This is a genomic window from Micromonospora sp. DT53, assembly GCF_049841535.1.
In the GTDB taxonomy this organism is placed as follows: Bacteria; Actinomycetota; Actinomycetes; order Mycobacteriales; family Micromonosporaceae; genus Micromonospora.
Map to the genome: position 1 here is coordinate 64,589 of NZ_JBNCKM010000010.1, position 17,582 is coordinate 82,170.

General features: G+C 73.2%; 17 protein-coding genes. 12 read left to right on the forward strand and 5 right to left on the reverse strand.

Features of this window, described 5'->3' with window-relative positions; all coding sequences use genetic code 11:
- Positions 1-83 precede the first annotated feature (83 nt).
- Entirely contained in the window at positions 84-965 is an 882-nt protein-coding gene (locus ACLQ3B_RS27270) for a hypothetical protein (RefSeq protein WP_425783555.1), read from the forward strand.
- Between the two features lie 296 nt (positions 966-1,261).
- Entirely contained in the window at positions 1,262-2,509 is a 1,248-nt protein-coding gene (locus ACLQ3B_RS27275) for a hypothetical protein (RefSeq protein ID WP_425783556.1), read from the forward strand.
- Between the two features lie 129 nt (positions 2,510-2,638).
- Here the strand turns inward: ACLQ3B_RS27275 and ACLQ3B_RS27280 are convergent, their stop codons facing one another.
- Together ACLQ3B_RS27280 and ACLQ3B_RS27285 are read right to left on the reverse strand one after the other, a co-directional pair.
- Positions 2,639-2,986, reverse strand: a complete 348-nt coding sequence (locus ACLQ3B_RS27280; RefSeq protein ID WP_357188650.1) for a histone-like nucleoid-structuring protein Lsr2 — start codon at positions 2,984-2,986, stop codon at positions 2,639-2,641.
- A gap of 145 nt (positions 2,987-3,131) precedes the next feature.
- On the reverse strand, positions 3,132-3,740 hold the full coding sequence (locus tag ACLQ3B_RS27285) for a response regulator (protein ID WP_425783557.1): 609 nt from the start codon (positions 3,738-3,740) through the stop codon (positions 3,132-3,134).
- A gap of 98 nt (positions 3,741-3,838) precedes the next feature.
- On the opposite strand from ACLQ3B_RS27285, the gene ACLQ3B_RS27290 reads away from it, so the two are divergent.
- The 3 genes from ACLQ3B_RS27290 (at position 3,839) to ACLQ3B_RS27300 (ending at position 7,570) form a co-directional block, all read left to right on the forward strand.
- Positions 3,839-4,633, forward strand: a complete 795-nt coding sequence (locus ACLQ3B_RS27290) for a sensor histidine kinase (RefSeq protein WP_425783558.1) — start codon at positions 3,839-3,841, stop codon at positions 4,631-4,633.
- Positions 4,634-4,704: 71 nt separating this feature from the next.
- Complete coding sequence (gene lon, locus ACLQ3B_RS27295) at positions 4,705-7,035, forward strand: endopeptidase La (RefSeq protein ID WP_357765455.1); 2,331 nt, start codon at positions 4,705-4,707, stop codon at positions 7,033-7,035.
- A gap of 130 nt (positions 7,036-7,165) precedes the next feature.
- Entirely contained in the window at positions 7,166-7,570 is a 405-nt protein-coding gene (locus tag ACLQ3B_RS27300; protein WP_425783559.1) for a DoxX family protein, read from the forward strand.
- A 75-nt stretch (positions 7,571-7,645) separates the two neighbouring features.
- Here the strand turns inward: ACLQ3B_RS27300 and ACLQ3B_RS27305 are convergent, their stop codons facing one another.
- The gene (locus ACLQ3B_RS27305) at positions 7,646-9,379 is read right to left on the reverse strand and encodes a DEAD/DEAH box helicase (RefSeq protein ID WP_425783560.1); all 1,734 of its coding nucleotides are present in this window, start codon (positions 9,377-9,379) and stop codon (positions 7,646-7,648) included.
- Between the two features lie 105 nt (positions 9,380-9,484).
- On the reverse strand, positions 9,485-10,411 hold the full coding sequence (locus ACLQ3B_RS27310; RefSeq protein WP_425783561.1) for a hypothetical protein: 927 nt from the start codon (positions 10,409-10,411) through the stop codon (positions 9,485-9,487).
- A 133-nt stretch (positions 10,412-10,544) separates the two neighbouring features.
- On the opposite strand from ACLQ3B_RS27310, the gene ACLQ3B_RS27315 reads away from it, so the two are divergent.
- The 3 genes from ACLQ3B_RS27315 to ACLQ3B_RS27325 are packed head-to-tail and all read left to right on the forward strand — an operon-like array spanning position 10,545 to position 12,845.
- A complete protein-coding gene (locus ACLQ3B_RS27315; protein ID WP_425783562.1) occupies positions 10,545-11,699 on the forward strand; it encodes a sensor histidine kinase in 1,155 nt (384 codons plus the stop codon).
- Positions 11,696-12,301 carry a response regulator transcription factor gene (locus ACLQ3B_RS27320; protein ID WP_425783775.1) on the forward strand — a complete coding sequence of 202 codons (606 nt, stop codon included), beginning with the start codon at positions 11,696-11,698 and terminating at the stop codon, positions 12,299-12,301. Before ACLQ3B_RS27315 ends, ACLQ3B_RS27320 begins: the two co-directional genes overlap by 4 nt.
- 25 nt (positions 12,302-12,326) lie before the next feature.
- Positions 12,327-12,845 (forward strand): 2'-5' RNA ligase family protein, encoded by a 519-nt coding sequence (locus ACLQ3B_RS27325; RefSeq protein WP_425783563.1) that lies wholly within the window; start codon positions 12,327-12,329, stop codon positions 12,843-12,845.
- Between the two features lie 24 nt (positions 12,846-12,869).
- On the opposite strand, the gene ACLQ3B_RS27330 is transcribed toward ACLQ3B_RS27325, so the two are convergent.
- The gene (locus ACLQ3B_RS27330; protein WP_425783564.1) at positions 12,870-13,559 is read right to left on the reverse strand and encodes a hypothetical protein; all 690 of its coding nucleotides are present in this window, start codon (positions 13,557-13,559) and stop codon (positions 12,870-12,872) included.
- A 209-nt stretch (positions 13,560-13,768) separates the two neighbouring features.
- Here ACLQ3B_RS27330 and ACLQ3B_RS27335 point away from each other — a divergent pair, with 209 nt between their 5' ends.
- The 4 genes from ACLQ3B_RS27335 (at position 13,769) to ACLQ3B_RS27350 (ending at position 17,581) form a co-directional block, all read left to right on the forward strand.
- A complete protein-coding gene (locus ACLQ3B_RS27335) occupies positions 13,769-14,512 on the forward strand; it encodes an ArsR/SmtB family transcription factor (protein WP_425783565.1) in 744 nt (247 codons plus the stop codon).
- Positions 14,513-14,670: 158 nt separating this feature from the next.
- The gene (locus ACLQ3B_RS27340; protein ID WP_425783566.1) at positions 14,671-15,618 is read left to right on the forward strand and encodes a cytochrome P450; all 948 of its coding nucleotides are present in this window, start codon (positions 14,671-14,673) and stop codon (positions 15,616-15,618) included.
- On the forward strand, positions 15,615-16,412 hold the full coding sequence (locus tag ACLQ3B_RS27345) for an isocitrate lyase/PEP mutase family protein (protein ID WP_425783567.1): 798 nt from the start codon (positions 15,615-15,617) through the stop codon (positions 16,410-16,412). The genes ACLQ3B_RS27340 and ACLQ3B_RS27345 overlap by 4 nt, the downstream gene beginning before the upstream one ends.
- 200 nt (positions 16,413-16,612) lie before the next feature.
- On the forward strand, positions 16,613-17,581 hold the full coding sequence (locus ACLQ3B_RS27350; protein WP_425783568.1) for a DUF5715 family protein: 969 nt from the start codon (positions 16,613-16,615) through the stop codon (positions 17,579-17,581).
- Position 17,582: the final 1 nt, after the last annotated feature.

A 17,582-nucleotide genomic window follows, 5' to 3' on the forward strand; every position in this document is an offset into this window, starting at 1 on the left:
CCCGGTCACACTGGAAGTCGGTGGCCCATGATCGACCACCTAGACTCGGCCCGGCTCGACCGACCGGCGGATGGATCAGGCAGATGACGAGCATCGGGAGCGACGACCGCGGTTGGCTGCGGACGATGCCCGCCGAGGCGGGGCGCGACGCGTTGCCCAGCCGAGCCGGCCACCGCGTCCTGTCGGCACGCCGGCTCAGCGATCTGGTCCAGGGCCGCCCACCCGGTGTCACCGGCAGCCAGTGGACCTCGGCGAGTCGCGCCAGCTTCGACTTCGTGGTCTACGCCGCCGACACCGGCCGCCCGATCGTCGCGGTGGAGATCGGCGCGGTGCCGTCCGCCGGCTCGACCGAACAACGCGTGGAGCGACTCAAGGACGCGGTGAGCGCGGCCGCCGGCCTGCCCGTGCTGCGGATCGGTTCGCCGACGTTGCGGGCCGCCGACCACGGCCGCCGCCTGGTCGAGTACGTGATCGACGCGCGCGCCTACGCCGCGGGCGGCGCCGGACCCACCGCCGCCGGGACCGAACCGGCGCCGGTGGGGTTCCGGGACATCCTGGGCCGGCTGCCGGACGGGCGTACCGGCCCGGTCAACGACCTCGGCGCGCTGACCCGCGCGGCGGCGGTCGAGGCGTACGTGGCCGGGCAGGTGGCCGACCCGATCGTGCGAGGGCTGCACGTCCGCTGGGTGGACGGGCCGGCGCAGGGGTGGAGTTGGGTGCAGGTACGCCCCGACGCGTGCCTCGTCGAGCGGGTCTCGGTGACCGAGCACCGTTTCTCCTGCGGTATCGACGCGGCCCGGCTGGCCGAGGATCTCGCCGCCGTCGCCGTGGGGGAGCGGCTGCGGGAGAACGCGGACGCGGACCTGCTGCCGCGGGGCGAGTGGACCGCGCAGATCGCCGCGCTGAGCCAGCGCCGCCACGAACTGGTCGGCGGGTTCGCCTTCGACCACCTCTGCGCCGACTGACCGGCGCCCGTTTCACCTGCTGATTCCCGCTCCGCACCGGCACCGTGTCGAGTCGCGGCAATTTCCTGTGCGTCTGTTGAACCTTCCCGGCCGCCGCCCCGTACTCCTGCGCGAATGAACAGGATCTCCCCATCCGCGTCCACGGGCGCGGGAGACGGTGCGGAAAGGGCATCGTCGGCCATCGACGCATTACCGGGTAGGTCACGGTGGGTCACCCCGCCGCGGCGTGCCAACTCACATCCGTCGGTCCGCCGAGGGCAGAAATCCACTACCGGATCGAGAAGGAGAGCAATTCGATGCGCAGGTCCACTCGGGCGCGCCGGCCTTCCGGCAACACGCGGAGCAAGCGTCTGCTGGCAGTTGTCGGCACGCTCGCGGTCTTCGGCGGAGTTGTCGCCGTGACTCAGATTTCGTCGGCCCAGGACCGGCGGACAAATAAGCCACGTCCGGCTGCCGGGCAGTGCGTGGAGCCGAGCCCGGGCGCTACCGCGCCGACTGGCGGCGGCTCGACCAGCAGAACGTGGCAGAACGGTCGGTGGGTGCGTAATCACTGGGGTGACGGACAGCAGTCGGTGCCCGAGTGCGAGGACGGCAAGGACGGCACGGTGGGCACCGGCACGGCAATCGCCTGTCCGGATGTGGCGGCCAAACTGCCGCAGGTTCCGGGCCGGGCGCGGGCCGAGGTGGACCGCAACCTCGCCCAGTTGCAGACCCAGATCGCCGAGGCGGACCGCCGACTGGCCGCCGAGGGCAACAAGGGTGAGGCGTTCATCCGTAACGCGATCCTGCAGCCGTTGGCCGGCAAGCGGCGCGCCGTGCTGGACCGGATCACGACCGCCATCGACCGGGCCGGACCCCGGCCGCAGGGCCTCGCGCAGCTCGCCGAGTGCCAGGTGCAGCCCACCGGCAACAGCGGTGGCGGCAGCACGCCCACCACGACGCCCGGTGGCGGCAACAACGGTGGTGGGAACAACGGTGGTGGCGCCGAGCCCGGCGCCGGGCTCGGCGTGCTCGCCAACGACTGCGACGAGAGCCGGCTCCAGCCGCACGACGGCTTCCAGAAGGGCGACCGCTGCGTGAGCACCGAGTTCGGTGAGGTCGGCGCCGCGGCCAACAACCCGTCGCTGCTGATCACCCAGTTCCCCGACCAGGTCGGCCAGAACCAGCCCTTCACCCTGCGGGTCAGCACCCGCAACCTGGTCCGCGACCGCTTCCTGGCCGCCGGTCAGGGTGGCTACTACGTGGAGAGCTCGCTGCTCAACGACCAGGGTCTGGTCCGTGGTCACTTCCACACCGCCTGCCGGATGCTGGACAGCCTGACCGCTCCGCCGGAGCCGCAGGAGGTGCCCGCGTTCTTCGTCGCGACCGAGGACGGCCGCGGTGGCGCCCAGCCCGACGAGGTGACGATCCAGATTCCGGGCCTGCCGGAGTCGGGTACCGCCCAGTGCTCCGTCTGGGCCGGTGACGGCTCGCACCGCCTGCCGATGATGGAGCGGGCCAACCAGACCCCCGCCTTCGACTCGGTGCGCATCGACGTCAACTGACCCTGACGTACCAACGGCGGCCGGCCACCCGGGGCGACAACCCGGGGTGGCCGGCCGTCGCTCGTTTCGGGTGTCCGGACAAATGACGGGGCCCCGCCGTTTCCGGCGGGGCCCCGTCGTCGAGTCGCGTCAGCGGCTCTTGTACGCCTCGACGACCTCAACCGGGATCCGGCCTCGCTCGGAAATCTTGTAGCCGTTCTTGACGGCCCATTCCCGGATGGCCCGGTTTTGCTCCCGATCCATTCCCGCGCCGGCGGGTCGCCCCGGCCGCCGGACCGAACGGGCGCTCTCTACCGGGCCGCGCCCGATCCGCCGACCGGCATTGATGTACGGATCGAGCGTCTTGCGCAGGACGCCAGCATTCTCGTCGGAGACATCGATCGTGTAGGCCACGCCGTCGAGACTGAACTCGACCGTCCGGTCGGCCTTCCCACCGTCGAGGTCGTCGGTCAGGACCGTGATTACTTTTCTCGCCATTGCCGATTACTCCCTGTGTGCGGCGGGATGTGTCCAAAGTCTGACCTATCACCCCGGTAATCCGCAACAATATGCCTTCCATTCATTCGGCGCGTCGCGATTCCGTTACCTAGCAAAACCGTGAATCGGGCCGATGGCGAGGCCCTCATTCCCCGAGGATGCCGCTGTGACCGGCGACGGCGGCCGCCTCGGCCCGGTTCGAGACCCGCAACTTGCGCAGCAACGCGGCGGTCATGCGTTTCACCGTTCGTTCGGAGACGTGCAGTTCTTCGGCGATGTCGACGGTGCCACGGCCGGCGGCGATCGCCCGCAGCAGCCGCCGTTCCTCGCCGTCCAGGTCGACGGGCGCGGAGCGCGTGGGCCGCAGCATGGCGCGCAGCAGTTCGGCCGGCAGCACCGCCCAGCCGTCGAGGACGGCCAGCAGCGGGGGCAGCAGCTCCTCCGGTTCGCTGGTCTTGGGCAGGAATCCCTCGGCGCCGGCCCGCAGCGCCTCCACCGCCGACGCGGGGTCGGCCAAACCGGACATCGCGACCACCCGTACCCGTGGTGTGGTCCGCCGGATCGCGGCCACCGCCCGGATGCCGCCGGGCGGCGGCATGTGCAGGTCGACCAGGGCCAGGTCGGGGCGGCAGTTGCTGACCAGCGCCGCGGCTGCGGCGGCGTCGCCGGTCGAGGCGACCACCTCGGCGCGGCCGTTGGTGGTGATCGGGAGCAGCAACTCCAGGCCGCGGACGAAAAGGGGGTGATCGTCCACGACGACGAGTCGCAAGGTGGAGGCTCCCGGCATGTCTGGGCCGTTCCCCAGCGGGTACCGATCATGCGGGTTCGCACCGAACGAGAGGAGTCGGGTGGATGCGTGCGCGGCACGGTTTGCGGGACCTGCTGAGAGGGTTGCGCCACCGTGAGCCGACACCCGGCGAGCGGCGCCCAACCGAGGCCGATTCGGAGTTGCTGCTGCGGGTGTTGTGCCACGAGTTCCGGACGCCGATCAGCACCCTGACCTCGCTGACCCGCGCGCTGGCAGACGAGCGTCGCGAGCTGACCAGTGACGACCGGCGGGCGATCAGTGAGCTGGCCCGCGACCAGGCCGACCACCTGCAGAGCCTGCTGCGCGACGCGACCGCCGGCACGGGCGCGCTGACGCTGACCCCGCGGCCGGAGCCGGCCGTGGCGCTGGCGGGCATCCTGCGGGAGGCCGCCGCGTTGGTGCCGGTCGGCCGTCGACGGGCACGGGCCACCCGGCCGGCGGCCTCCTGTCCGGTGCCGCCCGGACGAACGCGACAGGTGCTTGTCAACCTGGTGGAGAACGCGTTGCGGCACGGGCCACCGGACGGGCAGGTCGGGCTCTACGCCACCCTGCGTGGCCCCTGCGTGAGCGTCCTGGTCACCGACGAGGGTCGGGTCGACGATGCGTTGCTTGTCGCGCTGCGGCGTCCGGCGCCGGCCGTCGGGATGTCCGGCCTGGGCCTGTGGATCGTGCGGCAGCTCGTCGCGGCGGACGGGGGAGCGCTGCGGGCGCACCGGCTGCGGCCCCGTGGGGTGGCGCTGGAGGTGCTGCTGCCGGCGGCTCGCCCGCGGGCGAACGCCCCGGAGCCGGTGCTGCCGCCGGGTGATCCCCGCCTCTACGGCACCAGCCCAGTGGTCTAGGTCACACACCGGAACAAGGGGAACGCTTTGTTACTTGAGTGAGACACGCTCAACTCAACGCGAGGTGTTCGATGGCAACTCTTCCGGTACTTCCCCTGACCGACGCCGTTCTGCTGCCCGGCATGGTCATCCCGGTGACCCTCGACCCCACCACCCAGGCCGCGATCGACGCGGCGCGGGCGACCGGCGACCGCAAGCTGCTGGCCGTGCCGCGCATCGACGGCGAGTACGGACCGGTCGGTGTGGTCGCCACCATCGAGAAGGTCGGCCGGCTGCCCGAGGGTGAGCCCGCCGCCGTCATCCGTGGTCTGTCCCGGGCCCGCATCGGTTCCGGCGTACCCGGCCCCGGCGCAGCCCTCTGGGTCGAGGCGACCGAACTCGACGAACCCGCCTACGCCGGTCGGGCCCGCGAACTAGCCCGCGAGTACCGCGCCCTGGTGACCTCCGTGCTCCAACAGCGGGGCGCCTGGCAGGTCATCGACGCGGTGGAGCGGATGACCGACCTCTCCGAGCTGGCCGACTCGGCCGGTTACGCGCCCTGGCTGACGCTGGAGCAGAAGACCGAACTGCTCGCCGCGCCGGACGTCACCGCCCGGCTGGAGCTGCTGGTCGGCTGGGTGAAGGACTACCTGGCCGAGCAGGAGGTCACCGAGCAGATCAACAGTGACGTCCGCGAGGGGCTGGAGAAGTCCCAGCGCGAGTTCCTGCTGCGTCAGCAGCTGGCCGCCATCCGCAAGGAGCTGGGCGAGGACGAGCCGGACGGCTCCGCCGACTACCGGTCCCGCGTCGAGTCCGCCGAGCTGCCGGAGAAGGTACGCGAGGCGGCCATGCGCGAGGTCGGCAAGCTGGAGCGGGCCAGTGACGCCTCCCCGGAGGCGGGCTGGATCCGTACCTGGCTGGACACCGTGCTCGAGATGCCGTGGGGCACGCGTACCGAGGACAACACCGACCTGGCCGCGGCCCGGGCCGTGCTCGACGCCGACCACGCCGGCCTGGCCGACGTGAAGGACCGCATCCTGGAGTACCTGGCGGTGCGCAACCGCCGTGCCGAGCGCAACCTCGGTGTGGTCGGCGGTCGCGGCTCCGGCGCGGTGCTCGCCCTCGCCGGTCCTCCCGGGGTGGGCAAGACCAGCCTCGGCGAGTCCGTGGCGCGAGCGCTCGGGCGTAACTTCGTCCGGGTCTCGCTCGGCGGCGTCCGCGACGAGGCGGAGATCCGCGGGCACCGGCGCACCTACGTGGGGGCGCTGCCCGGTCGGATCGTCCGCGCGCTGCGCGAGGCCGGCTCGATGAACCCGGTCGTGCTCCTCGACGAGGTGGACAAGCTGGCCGCCGGCTACGCCGGTGACCCGGCCGCCGCCCTGCTGGAGGTGCTCGACCCGGCCCAGAACCACACCTTCAGGGACCACTACCTGGAGGTCGACCTCGACCTGTCCGACGTGCTCTTCCTGGCCACCGCCAACGTGGTGGAGTCCATCCCCGGCCCCCTGCTGGACCGGATGGAACTGGTCACCCTGGACGGGTACACCGAGGACGAGAAGGTCGCCATCGCCCGCGACCACCTGCTGCCCCGGCAGCGGGAGCGGGCCGGGTTGACCGTCGACGAGGTCGGCGTCGCCGACGAGGCTCTCGCACTGATCGCGGGGGAGTACACCCGGGAGGCCGGCGTCCGGCAGCTCGAGCGTGCCCTGGCCAAGATCCTGCGCAAGGTGGCGGTGACACTGGCGACGGACCCGACGCCGGTACGCGTCGGCACCGACAACCTCGCCGGCTACCTGGGTCGGCCGAAGTTCACCCCGGAGTCGGCCGAGCGCACCGCCGTGCCCGGCGTGGCCACCGGTCTGGCCGTCACGGGCGCCGGCGGGGACGTGCTCTTCATCGAGGCGACCAGTATGGAGGGTGAGCCGGGGCTGACCCTGACCGGCCAGCTCGGTGACGTGATGAAGGAGTCGGCGCAGATCGCGCTCTCCTACCTGCGCTCCAACGGGCGGCGGTTCGGCATCGACCCGAACGCTCTCGCGGGACGCCGGATCCACGTCCACTTCCCGGCGGGCGCGGTGCCCAAGGACGGCCCGAGCGCCGGCATCACCATGGTCACGGCCCTGGCGTCGCTGGTCACCGGTCGCCCGGTCCGTCCCGAGTTCGGGATGACCGGTGAGGTGACGCTCTCCGGTCGGGTGCTGCCGATCGGTGGGGTGAAGCAGAAGCTGCTCGCCGCGCACCGAGCCGGCCTCACCGAGGTGATCATCCCGGCGCGCAACGAGCCCGACCTGGACGACCTGCCGACCGAGGTGCGCGAGGCGCTGACCGTGCACACCCTGGCCGACGTGGCCGACGTGCTGGCCCTGGCGCTGCGCCCGGCCGACGTGAAGACGCTTGACGGTCCGGCGCTCTTCGCGGTCTGACGCTCCGACCACGGGGACCCCCGCCGTCTTTCCGACGGCGGGGGTCCCCGTGTACGTGGGGAGGGGTCTACTGTCGCGCTTGAATCCTCAACTACCTCTTCGCCGCGAGGCGTCCCCCGGAGGAACCCCCGTGAACCTGGTGCTCTGGATCATCCAGATCCTGCTCGCCGTCGTCTTCGCCGGCGCCGGCTTCGCCAAGCTGACCCAGCCCAAGGACAAGCTGCGCGAGATGATGCGGTGGGTGGACCCCGTCCCGCCGACCCAGGTCAAGGCACTCGGTGCCGTCGAGCTGCTGGCCGCCCTCGGGCTGGTGCTGCCCCCACTCACCGACATCGCCACAGTGCTCACCCCGCTCGCCGCACTCGGGCTCGTCGTCGTCATGGTCGGCGGCATCCTGGTGCACCTGCGCGACATGAGGAAGCAGGACACGGCCGAGGGGCGTCGCACCGAGATCCAGGGCGTCATCACCTGTGCGGTGCTGCTCGTGCTCGCCGCCGTGGTGGCATGGGGCCGATTCGGCCCGTACTCCTTCTGAGGGTTGACGCCGGCGACCGTCGTACTCCGGCGGTCGCCGGCGTCGTGCTCGGGCCGGCGGTCGCCGGCGTCGCGCTCAGCGCTCGTCGCCCCCGCGGTCGCGGCGCACGGTGGCCTTGCGGCCCTTGATCGTGCTCTGGCGCAACCCGGAGATCACCTCGTCGGCCACCCCCTGGGGCACCTCCACCAGCGAGAACCGGTCCGCGATCTCGATGGAGCCGATGTCCCGGCCGCGGATGCCCGTCTCACCGGTGATCGCGCCGACCAGATCCTGCGGGCGCACGCCGGCGCGTCGGCCCAGGCCGACGAAGACCTGGACGGTGTTGCCACCGCCGGAGCGTGGCCGGCCTCCACCCCGCCGGTCGCCGCCCCGGCCACCGGCCTCCGGCCGACCCTCGCGCGGCCCGCGGACCGGAACCTGCGGGATCTCCTCCTCGTCGTCGGAGCCCGGCGACGTCACCTCGTGGGCCAGCTTCACGGCGGCGAGCGCGACCTCCATCAGGTCGAACTCGTCGGTCAGCGTCTCCACGATCACCCGGAACGGGTCGAGGTCGTCCTCCAGCAGGCTCTCGCGCAGGGCCGCCTGGGTCAGCTCCAGCCGCCGGGTGCGCATGTCGGCCACGGTGGGGATCTTGTCGATGGTGATCCGCTGACCGGTCACCCGCTCGATGGTCTTGAGCATCCGGTGCTCACGCGGCTCGGCGAGGGTGATCGCCACGCCCTCGCGGCCAGCCCGACCCACCCGACCGATCCGGTGCACGTACGACTCCGGGGCGGACGGCACGTCGTAGTTGACGACGTGGGTCAGCTGCTCGACGTCCAGCCCGCGGGCCGCCACGTCGGTGGCCACCAGCAGGTCGGCGGTGCCCGCCCGCAGCCGGCCCATGACCCGGTCGCGTTGCTCCTGGCTCATGCCACCGTGCAGCGCCTCGGAGCGGTAGCCCCGACCGTTCATCGTCTCGGTCAACCGGTCGACCTCTTCCCGGCTGCGGCAGAACACGATCGCCGCGGTCGGGGACTCCACGTCCAACACCCGACCCAGCGCGGCCGGCTTGTGTGCCCGGGTCACGATGTACGCGCTCTGCCGCACCCGGGGCGCCTCACCCGCGACCGTCTGCTCGCGGCCGATCTCGATCCGAACCGGCTCCCGCAGGTGCTGGCGGGCCATCCCGTCGATGCGCGACGGCATGGTGGCCGAGAAGAGCACCGTCTGACGCTGCGTCGGAGCGTGCTCCAGGATCGCCTCGATGTCCTCGGCGAAGCCCATGTCGAGCATCTCGTCGGCCTCGTCGAGCACCACCGTCGCCAACCCACCGAGGCGCAGGGTGCCCCGGGCGATGTGATCGAGGGCCCGCCCCGGGGTGGCCACCACCACGTCGACACCGCTGTCCAGTGCCCGCAGCTGCCGCCCGATCGGCTGCCCACCGTAGATCGGCAGCACCCGTGCGCCCAGGTCCTTGCCGTAGCGGTGGAACGCCTCGGAGACCTGCACCGCAAGCTCCCGGGTCGGCACCAGCACCAGCGCCACCGGGTCGCCGCCCTGGCGGTGTGCCCCCATGAGGTTCAGCAGCGGCAGCGCGAACGCGGCCGTCTTGCCGGTGCCGGTGGCCGCCTGACCCAGCAGGTCCCGGCCCTCCAGGAGTGGTGGGATAGCCTCCCGCTGGATGGGGGTCGGCTCCTCGTACCCGAGGGCGGCGAGCGCGCCCAGCAGCTCGGCGCGCAGCCCGAGCTCGGTGAAGGCGCTCACCTCGTCGGTGCTGTCGGGGACGGCGTCAGTCGGTGCGTCGTGCTGTGCAGGTGCGGAACTCATGTGCCAAGCCTTTCATCACGCCGTCGGGGCCGTTGCGGCGACCGCCACAAGAGCCGTCCCCGAGCCTGTGCGGCGTCTGTTCCACCCTCTCGGTGGCGGCCTTGGTCAGGCGTCGGCGGTCAGGATGGCCAGCACCATCACCGCAGCGAGGGCCACGTCGAGCACCACGCAGAACTCGACGTAGGTGCGCGGCACCACCCGGCCGTCGTGGTGCGCCAGGTCCCACCCGGCGTGCGCCAACCACCCGAACGCCACCAGCCAGGCGGCGGTCCGCCCGCCGGCCAGCACCGCGACAAGCGTCAGGGCGACCCAGACGGCCAGACCGGCGACCTGGGTGGCGAGCACGCCCCGCCCGCCCAGCGTGCGGCGGGCCATGCCGATCACCAGGTAGCCGCCGGGCAGCACCAGCATCGTCCAGGGGCTGAGCACGCTCGGGTCGACCCACATGTCCACGGTCAGCAGCAGCGCCAACCCGGCCGGCCAGCGGTGGGCGAGCGCCACCACGACCCGGTGTCGGCGTACCGGCGCCGGCGCCTCGTGTCGGTGCCGAACCGCCACCAGCACCATCGCGGGAACCATCAGCAGGTGCCCGCCGAGCAGCAGCGCGTCGGCGTCGATCAGGCCGGCCCGGAACGGCACGAACAGCAGCAGGAACGGGACGTACATCGCGGCGGCCATCTCGCCGACCGCGTGCCAGCGGTGCGCCCGGTAGCGCATCCACACCGTCATCCCGACGGTCATGTTCGTGGCCATCACCAGTGCGGCGACCTCCGGCCGGGCCAGCGCGTCGCCGACGCCCAGAGCGGTGCCGGCCAGCTCCCACAACGGCCCGAGCAGCAGCATCCCGGCGACCATCGCCACTGCCATCTCGCCCAGATGCCACAGCAGCCGCCGTCTGCTGCTGGCCGGTGCCGCGACGGTCGGTGCCGCCGTGGTCGGTGTCGGGGCCGAGGGGGTCGGCTCGTCGGTGGGCAGGGGGGCGGGCGACGGTACGGCGGTGAGGCTGTCCGCGTACATCTGGGTGTTTTCCATGCCTCCGACCCTGCCGGTGCCCCCGGTGTGCCCGGCAGACCCGTTCGTCACGGGAAAACCGTGCGGACCGCACGGTCGGACCGTGACGGTTCGCAGGGGTGGACCGTGCCGGGCACGGCCCTAGGATCGGTGCGTGGCGAGCGAGGTGGTGACTCCCCGGGCGGACCGCCGGCTGCGCCGCGCCCGGGCCGCGACGCTGGTGTCGCTGGCCACCGGCGTCTGGGCGAGCGTCCTGCTACCGGCGGTCGGCCTCACCCGCGAGCCCGACCCGAGCCGGGTGACGCTCGGCGCGGTCGGCATCCTCGCCTTCGTGATCGCCCAGACCGTCGTCCTGTACGCGGCCGTGACGCCGTGGCTCGACAGGCGCTGGCGGCGTCGGGCCGAGCTGAGCCTGGTCGCGGTGGCGGCGCTTACCGTTCCTCTGGTGGGTCCGGTGGCGGCCGGCAGGTGGCCGACGTGGGCCTGGCTCGGCGCGGCGCTGATCGGCATGACACCGCTGCTGGTGCGGTGGCGGGCCGCGCTGGCGGTCGCGGTCGGCGTCCTGGCGGTGTCGGTGGCGGTGGCCTGGTGGACCGGCGGCTCCGTTCCGCGCCACCTCGCCGTGACCGGTGGGATCGGCGTGGGCGTCGCCGCCGTGAACGGGTTCCAGGTCTGGTTCTGGGACCTGCTCGTGGAGGCCCGCCAGGGTCAGGCCGCCCAGGCCCGGTTGGCCGCCGCCGAGGAGCGGCTGCGCTTCGCCCGCGACGTGCACGACGTACTGGGGCACCACCTCACGGTGATCGCGTTGAAGGCCGAACTCGCCGCCCGGCTCGCCCCTGTCGATCCGGAACGGGCCGGGCGGGAAGCCGCCGAGGTGCAACGGTTGGCCGCCTCCGCGCTGAGCGAGGTACGGGAGACCGTGCACGGCTATCGGGCCGTCGACCTCGACGAACAACTCACCGCGGTGGTGGGGGTGCTGCGCTCCTGCGGGGTGCGGTGCACGGTTCTGCCACTGCCGGCGGACCTGCCGCAGCCCGCCGCCATCGAGCTGGCGGCAGTGCTGCGCGAGGCGAGCACCAACGTGCTGCGGCACAGCCGGGCCGACTGGTGTCGGATCCGCATCGATCGGGAGGATGACGTGGCCAGGATGACGGTGGCCAACGACGGCGCCGACGACAGTGGCCCGGACGCGCACAGCCACGGCCTGCGTGGGCTGGCCGACCGGCTCGCCGCTGCCGGGGGCGAGTTGCGGGTACGCCGGGAGGACGCGATCTTCACCCTCGAAGCCACCGTGCCGGCGTCATGGTGATCCGCGTCCTGCTCGCCGACGACGAGGACCTGATCCGGGTCGCGGTCGCCGCCCTGCTCAGCCTCGAACCGGACATCGAGGTGGTGGCACACGCCGCCGACGGGAGAGCAGCCGTCAGTGCGGCGCTGGCGCACCGCCCGGACGTGGCGGTGGTGGACCTGGAGATGCCCGGCCTGGACGGCATCGCGGTGGCCGCCGAGCTGACCCGGGTCCGACCCGACTGCGCGGTGGTGGTGCTGACCGGGCACGGCCGCCCCGGGCACCTGCGCCAGGCGCTGACCGCCGGCGCCCGAGGGTTCCTGCCCAAGGGCTCGCCGGGTGCGGCGCTCGCCGACGTGATCCGCCGGGTGCACGCCGGGGGTCGCTACGTCGACCCGTCGCTGGCCGCCGACGCGTTGACCCTGCCCCCGTGCCCGTTGACCCCTCGGGAACTGGAGACGCTACGGCTGGCCGAGGTCGGTGCCCCGGTCGCGGTGATCGCCCGCCGGGTGCACCTGTCCACCGGCACCGTGCGCAACCATCTTTCCGCCGCCGTGCAGAAGCTCGGCGCCGCCGATCGGGCCGAGGCGGTCCGCACCGCCCGGGACAACGGCTGGCTCTGACCGTCGGTCCGGCTAGCGTGGACGCGTGCGTACTGTGGAGCTGGTCTGCTCGTCCGGCCTGGAGGTCGCGGTCCGGGCGGTCTGGGGGCGGCTGGCCGCCGCCGGGTTGCCCAGCCTGGCCCGCAACGTCCACCCGACCAACAGGCCGCACCTCACCCTCGCCGCCGTCGACGAGTTCCCGCCGGGGGTCGAGCACCGACTTGTCGCGTTGTTCGACGCCGCGCTGCCGGTGCCGGTCACGCTCGACCGGGTCGTCGTCCTCGACGGCAGCGCCCCGCTGGTCTGGCTGGTTCGACCCACTCCGGCGCTGACCGCGCTGCACGCCGCCGTCTGGGACGTTCTCGCCGAGGCCGACGGACACCGCCCGTGGCATGCGCCCGACGCGTGGGTGCCGCACCTGAGTCTGGCCCTGCGGTTCCGCAACGCGGACCTGCGGCTGGCTCGTGCCGTCGCCGGTGGGCAGCGCCCGACGGGTGACTTCGACGCCGCGCGAAGTTACGACGGCACGGACCGGTCGCTGACCCCGCTGGCCGGGCGCGGCTGAGGCCGTCACGCGTCGTCCGGAGCCTCAGTTGCCGCCTCCACCGCCGTCGCCGCCTCCGCCGTCGCCGCTGAGCTCGCCGCCACCACCACTGCCGCCCGCACCGCCGGCGTAGCCGTGGCGTCCGTCGAGGAAGGGCAGGTCGCCGCGAATGCCTGGTGGTTTGGGTCGCTTGCCCGGCCCGGCGAGGTGTTGCAGGCAGACCCGGCCGGAAACCGGGAAGCACTCGCCACGGCCCCCGCAGTCGGCGAGGTAGCGGTTGCCATCCTGGATCTGTAGCTCTTGATCCACTCGGAACAACAGTGGAAGGCCGTTCGGGCCGCACCCCTCGTCCCGGCGGCCGTAGCTCAGCGTGGTGAGCAGCAGGGGGCGTTGATTGTCGTCGGCCGGGTCGCCGCCTGGCGCGGACCTTGGTTGGTGGTGCGGAGGGCGCCCGAACGCGGCGTCGCAGAAGGTGGCGTAGTCCCGCTCATGCAGGGTCAGTTCCTGCCACAGGTCGTCCACGACCACCGACGGCATCGACAGCTTCGCGCCGGGCTGACGGGCGATGATCCGGAACCACTGCCGCGCCGCGGTCTCGACGAGAAGGATGTCGTCGTCGCCGAGATGGGGATGCCGGTTTCGTAGCTGCTGACGCCCGCTGGCGGGAAACCGCAGCTCGGAAACGGCGCGGAGTCGGCGAGGGGTGCGGTCGCTTCTGAACTTCGTCCAGATCATCCGGTTACTTCTATCCGCCCGGGGTGCAGGCGCTAAGGCCCCGACTTGCCGAAGTGGCGCCGCGGCTCCTTCAGAGTAGGGGCGGTAGGCAAGCACCTCACCGACGCCTGTCAGGCAGGGCTGTACGCCCACGCAATCGCGCAGACCGACACCGTCGAGCCAGGCACCCGCACCGCGGATGCGCCGCCATCGCCGGGCATGATGAGGCGATGATCGCAAGCGCCGACGGTCGGGGGATGGCCGAGCTGGCGGCCCTGCTGGCCGACGGCACCCGCGCCGGAATGTGCCTGGCGCTGCTCGACGGGCGGGCGTGGACCGCCGGTGAGCTGGCCCGACGCGCCGGGGTCGCCCCGTCGACGGCCAGCGACCACCTCACCCGACTCGTCCGCGGTGGGCTGCTCGTCGAGCAGCGGCAGGGCCGGCACCGCTACCTGCGGCTGGCCGGGCCGGCGGTGGCCCAGCTGATCGAGGACCTGGCCGGGCACGCCCCGGCCGCGCCCACCCCGCCCGGGTCGCTGCGCGCGGCGACCGCCAACGCCTCCCTGGCGTACGCCCGGACCTGCTACGACCACCTGGCCGGGCGGCTGGGCGTGCTGATGTACGACGCGCTGCTGGCCGAGCGCCGGCTCGACCGGTCCAGCGGGTTGGCGCTGACGCCCGACGGGTGGGCCTGGGTGGCCGGGTTGGGCTTACCCGTGGACGTGCTGCGTGCCGCCCGCCGCCCGGTGATCCGCGACTGCCTGGACTGGACCGAACGCCGTCCGCACCTGGCCGGAGCGCTCGGCGCGGCGCTCTGCCGCCGCTTCACCGAGCTGGGCTGGATCAGCCAGCGCCCTGGCCGCGCCGTCCGTCTCACTCCCACCGGCCGCCCTGGCCTGGCCAAAGCCCTGGCCATCCCCGAACACACCCTCGACCCGCCGGTAACCCCGCCGCCCACGTGCGGCCGCGCCTAGCCGGCGACCCGCAGGTAACCGCAGCGGATCGTTCGGTGCGGGCCGAACGGTAAGCGCCCTACGGTCGGGCGGTGACTGACAACTGGCCCGTCATTGCGCCCGCACCGGGTACACCGGCGTGTGGGCCGCCCTCGTTCGAATCGGAACGGGTTTGGTGGGTGACCCGGCACGCCGACGTGCGCGCGGCGCTGACCGAACCGGCGTTCCAGGTGCCGGCCGTCGATCCCGGTCTGCCCGGCACCCTCGCCTGGCTGCGCGCCAACGTCAGCCGGTTCAGTCCACCACGACGGCACGCCGACCGTCGGGCGGTCGTGGTGGCGGCACTGGCCCCGCTGCACCCGGACGACCTGCGCCACGATGCGGCACGGCTGACCGGGGCCGTGCTCGACCGCTCCGGCGACCGCATCGACGTGATGCGGGAACTGGCCCGGCCGGTGCCGCTGCGGGTGTTGGCCGATCGACTCGGCTTCGCTGATCCGGTAGCCGCCGGAACGGCGGTCGCGGTCGTCGCGGCGGCGTACCACCCGGGGGTGGATCCGGCGGTGACCTCGCGCGCCGACCGGGCGGTGGCGGCGCTGCTGGCGCTCGCGCCGCAGGGGCCGCCGGTGGTACGCGCGAACCTGATCGGTCTGCTGGTCCAGGCGTGCGACGCGACCGCCGGTCTGGTCGGTGCCGCCGCCCATCACCTGCTGTCCCCGGCCACCGCGCGCGCGTTGACCACGGCGGGGACCGCCGACCTGCTGGCCGAGGTGCTGCGCCTCGACCCGCCGGTCCGGGCCACCCGACGGGTCACCGTCGACGGGGTACGGCTGGGCGGCCGTGATCTGCCGGCGGGCAGCCCCGTCCTGCTGCGCTTCGACGCGGCCAACCGTGACGCGCAGGCGTTCAGCGAGCCCGCGACGTTCCGGCCCGGTCGACCCGGCGTCGGGATGGTGACCTTCGGGACGGGGGAGCGGGGTTGCCCCGGCGACCGGCACGCCCTGGCGCTGGCCACCGGGGTGCTCGACGTGCTGCGGGAACGCTGCCGGCGTGGCCCGAGCCCGGTGCGCCACGAGCCGCACCCGACGCTGCGGGTGCCGACAACTCTGGAGGTGAGCGTCCGATGATCGACAGTCGTGCCGCGTTCCACGCCCTGCACCGCGCCGGCCGCCCGCTGCTGCTGCCCAACGCGTGGGACCATGCCTCGGCGGCGGCGCTCGCCGCACGTGGCCATCCGGCCATCGGCACCACAAGTCTCGGTGTCGCCGCGACCACCGGCCTTCCCGACGGCGCGGCGGCCACCGCGGGGGAGACCCTCGACCTGGCCCGCCGGCTGGTTCGGTTGCCGGTGCTGCTCAGCGTGGACGTGGAGGCCGGGTTCAGCGACGAGCCGGCGGAGGTCGCCGAGTACGTGGCGGAGTTGGCCGGGCTGGGCGTGGTCGGGATCAACCTGGAGGACGGGCGCGCCGACGGGTCCCTCGCCGACATCGAGATCACCGCTGCCAAGGTCACGGCGGTGAAGGCGGCGGTGCCGGAGCTGTTCGTCAACGCCCGCACCGACACCTGGTGGTTCGGGGTGGACGACCCACTGCCGCAGACCCTCGCTCGCGCGCGTGCCTACTGCGCGGCCGGTGCCGACGGGATCTTCGTGCCCGGGACTGTCGACCTCGCCACCCTGCGCGTCCTCACCGAGCGGATCGACGCTCCGGTGAACGCGCTGTACCAACCGGGCGGCCCAGGGCTTGCCGAGTTGGGCGCCGCCGGGGTGGCCCGGGTCAGCACCGGCTCGCTGCTGTTCCGGGCCGCGCTGGGCGCCGCGCTCGCCGCCGTCGATGCCGTCCGCCTCGGCGGGCCCACCGCACCGGCGGGGCTGCTGTCGTACGCCGAGGTGCAGGCCCTGGCGTCGACGGGCGGCGACTGACGGTCGCGGCCGGCGCTCGGCGGCCCGTCCGTGGGCCGGGCTGGGCTCGGCCCGTCGGCGCGTGCGGGCGGCGGAGGGTGCGACGTCCACGCTCCGTTAGGGGGGAAATAGGAGGAATGTTCGGTCCGTTCCGGTCACGATGATTACGGTGTGTTTCAGGGCGAACCACCCAGTGCCGTGACCGGAGAAAGGGACCCGTCATGCGAGTGCCCAGCCGTAGCCCGGGACAGCAGCCCGGTTCGCCTCCGTCGCCCACCGCTCCGGCCCGCCGCCGACCCTCCGGCGCGACCCCCCGCCGCCTTCCCGCCCCCGCGCCCGACCTGGCCGCGTACCGGGCCGCCGTCGCCGAACTGCTGGTCGAGGTCGGCGCCCTGGCCGACGCGGCGAGCACCCGGGCCCGGCAGGTGCTCGTCGACGCGCGGTTGCGGGAGCCGGCGCTCGCCGCGGTCCTCGACGCCACCCCGCAGGGGCTGATCGGCGCGCGCGAGACGCTGCTCCTGGAGATGGCCCGCTACCAGCCGAACGACCGCACCTCGGCGGCTGACCTCGGCGCACTGGTCCGGATCTACCTGCTGTCCCGCATCGACGTGCTGTGGTGGCAGGACGCGCCGACCTTCGTCACCGACGACCAGGTCAACGGCAGCGCCGAACTGGTCGACCTGGAGTGGCTGCGCCGCCGCGACCTGCTGCGCTTCCGCTACCAGGAGCAGCCCGCCACCATACTGGGCCGGGCCGCGCGCGGGCTGCGTCGCCGACTACGACCCGACGCCACCCCGCACACCGCGGGGCTGCTGTTCCGCCGCGCCCGGCGCGAGGTGGTGGCGCTGCTCAACGACATCGGACGGGAGTTCACCGCCATCGCGCCGCCGGCCACCCCGCCGCTGTGGGTGACCAGCCTGGTCCGCAGCGCCGAGCACCAGTACCGGCTGCGCCGCCTGGGCTACGCGGCGATGCTGCCCAGTGGGCACTGCCTCGGCTACTCGGTCGACGTCGAGCTGGCCTGGTTCGAGCGTTTCGGTGCGCGGGACGCCCTGGCGGAGCTGCTGCTGAGCCGGCAGGAGGCCGGCGAGCTGAACGTGATCGACGAGGGTCAGGCCTGGCACCTGTGTGTCGCGCCCACCGCCCGGCGTCGGCTACGCCGGGCGTACGAGGCCGAGATGGGGGTCTGAG

Coding starts and splice junctions, on each gene's coding strand:
- ACLQ3B_RS27305 (WP_425783560.1), bottom strand. CDS start 9,379: ATGAGTTCCGCACCTGCACAGCACGACGCACCGACTGACGCCGTCCCC.
- ACLQ3B_RS27330 (WP_425783564.1), bottom strand. CDS start 13,559: ATGATCTGGACGAAGTTCAGAAGCGACCGCACCCCTCGCCGACTCCGC.
- ACLQ3B_RS27350 (WP_425783568.1), top strand. CDS start 16,613: ATGCGAGTGCCCAGCCGTAGCCCGGGACAGCAGCCCGGTTCGCCTCCG.
- ACLQ3B_RS27270 (WP_425783555.1), top strand. CDS start 84: ATGACGAGCATCGGGAGCGACGACCGCGGTTGGCTGCGGACGATGCCC.
- lon (WP_357765455.1), top strand. CDS start 4,705: ATGGCAACTCTTCCGGTACTTCCCCTGACCGACGCCGTTCTGCTGCCC.
- ACLQ3B_RS27345 (WP_425783567.1), top strand. CDS start 15,615: ATGATCGACAGTCGTGCCGCGTTCCACGCCCTGCACCGCGCCGGCCGC.
- ACLQ3B_RS27290 (WP_425783558.1), top strand. CDS start 3,839: ATGCGTGCGCGGCACGGTTTGCGGGACCTGCTGAGAGGGTTGCGCCAC.
- ACLQ3B_RS27310 (WP_425783561.1), bottom strand. CDS start 10,411: ATGGAAAACACCCAGATGTACGCGGACAGCCTCACCGCCGTACCGTCG.
- ACLQ3B_RS27335 (WP_425783565.1), top strand. CDS start 13,769: ATGATCGCAAGCGCCGACGGTCGGGGGATGGCCGAGCTGGCGGCCCTG.
- ACLQ3B_RS27280 (WP_357188650.1), bottom strand. CDS start 2,986: ATGGCGAGAAAAGTAATCACGGTCCTGACCGACGACCTCGACGGTGGG.
- ACLQ3B_RS27275 (WP_425783556.1), top strand. CDS start 1,262: ATGCGCAGGTCCACTCGGGCGCGCCGGCCTTCCGGCAACACGCGGAGC.